The organism is Blastomonas sp. UPD001 (assembly GCF_003426715.1).
GTDB lineage: Bacteria > Pseudomonadota > Alphaproteobacteria > Sphingomonadales > Sphingomonadaceae > Blastomonas.
This window is the reverse complement of sequence record NZ_QKVT01000100.1, coordinates 1-3715: the sequence shown is the minus strand read 5'-3', so window position 1 is coordinate 3715 and position 3715 is coordinate 1. Positions and strand designations below refer to the sequence as shown.

Here is a 3715-nt window from a genome sequence, read left to right as displayed (position 1 = left end):
CGCCGAGCCGGTGGCCGCGCTCTACGAGGCGGGCCGGGTGGTGCATTGCGGCACCTTCGCGCGGCTGGAGGACGAGATGTGCGGGCTGATGGCGGGCGGGTCCTATCAGGGACCGGGCCGATCGCCCGACCGCGCCGATGCGCTGGTCTGGGCGCTGACCGAATTGATGCTGGGACGGCGCGGCACTCCGCGCATCCGATCGCTGGAGACATGATATGGGATATTGGAAGCAGCTGGCGCTCGCGCTGAAGGGCTCGGGCGTGGCAAGGCCGGTGCTCGCGCGCGCCTTCACCAGCCCGTGGAGCCTCGCGCTCGCCGATCCGCCGCTCAGCCATGCCGAGCAGGTGCGCGCGGCCTATTGCGACAATCCCATCGCCCAGCGCGCGGTGCGACTGGTGGCAGAAGGGGTGGGCGGCGCGCCGATCGCGGCTTCCGATCCGGCGATCGCGGCGCTGGTCGCCGCGACCAGCGCGGGGCAGGGACTGCTCGAGACGCTGGCGGCCCATCTGCTGCTGCACGGCAATGGTTATGTCCAGATATTGCGCGATGCCGATGGCAGGCCCGCCGAGCTTTTCGCGCTGCGCCCCGACCGGGTGAGCATCGAGCCCGACGAGCGCGGCTGGCCCGCCGCCTATGTCTATCGCGTCGGCGACACCTCGACGCGGCTGGCGGCGCAGGAGGGCGACGGCGCGCCGGTGATCGTGCATATCAAGGCGTTCCACCCCAGCGACGACCATTATGGTCTGGGATGCCTGGGCGCGGCGGCGCGCGCGGTGGCGGTGCATAATGCCGCAGGCCGCTGGAACCAGGCGCTGCTCGACAATGCCGCGCGCCCCTCGGGCGCTCTGGTCTATCGCCCCGACGAACCGGGCGGGGTGCTGACCCCCGAGCAGTTCGACCGGCTCAAGGCCGAGCTCGAGGCGAGCTTTGCCGGGCACGCCAATGCCGGCCGTCCGATGCTGCTCGAAGGGGGGCTGAGCTGGCAGAGCATGGCCTTGTCGCCGGCGGACATGGATTTCGTCGCGCTCAAGGCGAACGCCGCGCGCGAGATCGCGCTCGCCTTTGGGGTGCCGCCGATGCTGCTCGGCCTGCCGGGCGACAATACCTATGCCAATTATCGCGAGGCCAATCGCGCGCTGTGGCGGCTGACGCTGCTGCCGCTGGCGGACAAGATCACCGCCGCGCTGGCCGAAGCGCTGGCGCATTGGTGGCCGCAGGGCACGCTCTCGGTCGATCAGGACCGGGTGCCTGCCCTGTCCGAGGACCGCGAGCGGCTGTGGCAGCAAGTGGGCGCGGCGGACTTTCTTTCTCCGCAAGAAAAGCGGGCGATGCTGGGGATCGGAACATGACGATGGAAAGCGAAGACATGCTCGCCAGCCTGCTCGCCCAGGCGGCCGAGGAAGGCGCGGATGTCGCCACGCTGCGCGCGGTGGTCGAAGAGGCAGGCGAACTGGGCGCGGGCCGGGCGCTCGCCCGGATCGGCCTCGCCGATGCCGATGCAGGGGCGGACCTGCGCGAGCTGCGCGAACTGCTCCAGGGCTGGCGCGATGCGCGGTCTGGCATCTGGGGCCAGACCTTCGACAAGTTCGTGCGCGCCGTGATGGCGCTGCTGCTCGCGGCGCTCGCGGTCCAGCTGGGCCTGGGCGACATGGTGCCGTGAGCGTGCGGCTGGCCGGCTATGCCGCGCTGTTCGACCGGGTCGATCGGGGCGGCGACATCGTGCGGCGCGGAGCCTTTGCGCGAACGCTGGGCGAGGCTGCGCACCCGCTGCCGCTGCTTTGGCAGCACCGGCCCGACCGGCGCATCGGTTCGGTCACACTCGCGCAGGAGGACCGGCGCGGGCTGCGCGTGATCGCGGCGCTCGACGATGCGGCGGACGAGGCGCTTGCCGGTCTCGCCAGCGGCGCGGTGCGCGGGCTCAGCTTCGGCTACCGCGTCCGCCGTGCCCTGGGGACCGCCCCGCGCGAGCTGTTCGATCTCGATCTGGTCGAGGTGAGCCTGGTCAGCGTGCCGATGATGCCCGGGGCCAGGGTGCATAAGCTGCGCTGACCATCCGCCGCCTTTCCCCATCTGCCCCGCTTCGGCGGGGTTTTTTGTGCCCGCAATCCGGGGGTTTTCCCCGTGTGATCCCAGAACGGAAGGAAGAAATGATGGAAATCCCCGCAAATCCCCTCGAAATGAAGGCCGAGGCCGATCCGCTCGAGGCCTCTTTCGACAGCCTGCTCGCGGCCGAGGAACATGAGGAGCGCATCGCCGCGCTCGAGACCCGGCTCGATGGCGTGAAAAGCGATGTCGATGCGATCCGCGCCGAAAACGCGACGATGCGCGAGCGGATCGAGCGGCTCGCCCGCACCGGTTCGCGCCCTTCGCTCGGCGGCGGCGGGGGCAAGGCACCCGAGACCAAGAGCTTCGTCGACCAGTATCTGCGGCGCGGGCTGGAAACCGGCATCAAGAGCTTCAGCGCGGCGACGGGGCCTGATGGCGGCTTTGCGGTTCCGCGCGAGATCGATGCGCTAATCGCCCGCACGCTCGCCGATATTTCGCCGATCCGTTCGATCGCGCAGGTCGTGCAGACCGGCACCGCGGGCTATCGCAAGCTCGTCACCACCGGCGGCACGCCTTCGGGCTGGGTCAGCGAGACGGCCGCGCGGCCCGAGACCGACACGCCGAGTTTTGCCGAGATCGCTCCGCCTAGCGGCGAACTCTACGCCAATCCCGCGGCGAGCCAGGCGATGCTCGACGATGCCGCGTTCGATGTGGAAGGCTGGCTGGCGGGCGAAATTGCCGAGGAATTCGCGCGCGCCGAGGGCGCGGCGTTCGTGGGCGGCAACGGTACCAACCGCCCGCGCGGGTTCCTGACCGGTACGCCCACGTCGCAGGACGATGCCGCGCGCGCGTTCGGCACGCTGCAATATGTCGCCTCGGGCGCGGACGGCAGTTTCGCCAGCAGCGCGCCCGAGAACCGGCTGATCGATCTGGTCCACGCGCTGCGCCCGGCCTATCGCCAGGGGGCGAGCTTCGTGATGAACTCCTCGACCCTGGCGCGCATCCGCAAGATGAAGAGCGATGACGGGGCGTTCCTGTGGCAGCCTTCGCTGGCGGCGGGACAGCCCGCGACGCTGCTTGGCTATCCGGTGGTCGAGGCCGAGGACATGCCCGATATCGCGGCGAACAGCCTGTCGATCGCCTTCGGCAATTTCCGCGCCGGCTATCTGATCGCCGAGCGCAGCGCGACGACCATCCTGCGCGATCCCTTCACCAACAAGCCGTTCGTGCATTTCTATGCGACCAAGCGGATCGGCGGCCAGGTGATGAATTCCGAGGCGATCAAGCTGATGAAGTTCGCCGCGAGCTGATCGCGCGCGCCTTGCCCCGACATCCCGACCGGGATGGTGCCCGCGCGGTCTCTCCCCTGCCGCGCGGGCATTTTTCTGCCTGCCTGAAACGGACAACCCTCCATGCCCGACCTTTTCTTTGCCGATCTGGTGCGCGAGACCAGCACCGCGACCGGAACCGGGGCGTTCGCGCTCGGCGGCGCGACGCCCGGCCATCGCCGCTTTGCCGATGCCGTTCCCGCCGGCGAGCGGTTTCATTACGCGGTTGCCGGCGTAACGCATGAAGACCAGTGGGAGGTCGGCGAAGGCCGACTCGAGGCGGGTGCACTGCTGCGGGACACTGTGCTGGCGTCGTCGTCGGGTGCACGCGTGGATTTCGC

The 3715-nt window shown here is 69.7% G+C and carries 5 protein-coding genes and 1 pseudogene; all 6 read left to right on the top strand.

Going from position 1 to position 3715, the window contains the following annotated elements; translation table 11 throughout:
* Positions 1–214 (top strand): annotated as a pseudogene (locus DM995_RS19145) (ATP-binding protein); the annotation flags it as partial.
* A 1-nt stretch (position 215) separates the two neighbouring features.
* Complete coding sequence (locus DM995_RS19140) at positions 216–1349, top strand: phage portal protein (RefSeq protein ID WP_116970704.1); 1134 nt, start codon at positions 216–218, stop codon at positions 1347–1349.
* Entirely contained in the window at positions 1346–1660 is a 315-nt protein-coding gene (locus DM995_RS19135) for a DUF6127 family protein (RefSeq protein ID WP_502696624.1), read from the top strand. The genes DM995_RS19140 and DM995_RS19135 overlap by 4 nt, the downstream gene beginning before the upstream one ends.
* Positions 1657–2049, top strand: coding sequence for an HK97 family phage prohead protease (locus DM995_RS19130; RefSeq protein WP_116970702.1), 393 nt, complete (start codon positions 1657–1659; stop codon positions 2047–2049). Before DM995_RS19135 ends, DM995_RS19130 begins: the two co-directional genes overlap by 4 nt.
* Before the next feature lie 101 nt (positions 2050–2150).
* Positions 2151–3356 (top strand): phage major capsid protein, encoded by a 1206-nt coding sequence (locus tag DM995_RS19125; RefSeq protein WP_502696623.1) that lies wholly within the window; start codon positions 2151–2153, stop codon positions 3354–3356.
* A 102-nt stretch (positions 3357–3458) separates the two neighbouring features.
* On the top strand, positions 3459–3715 hold a 257-nt coding region (locus tag DM995_RS19120), incomplete at its 3' end, for a hypothetical protein (protein ID WP_157973350.1).

Excerpts from the sequence above, each read along its gene's own strand:
- DM995_RS19140 (WP_116970704.1), top strand. The coding sequence starts at position 216 with ATGGGATATTGGAAGCAGCTGGCGCTCGCGCTGAAGGGCTCGGGCGTG.
- DM995_RS19135 (WP_502696624.1), top strand. The coding sequence starts at position 1,346 with ATGACGATGGAAAGCGAAGACATGCTCGCCAGCCTGCTCGCCCAGGCG.
- DM995_RS19125 (WP_502696623.1), top strand. The coding sequence starts at position 2,151 with ATGGAAATCCCCGCAAATCCCCTCGAAATGAAGGCCGAGGCCGATCCG.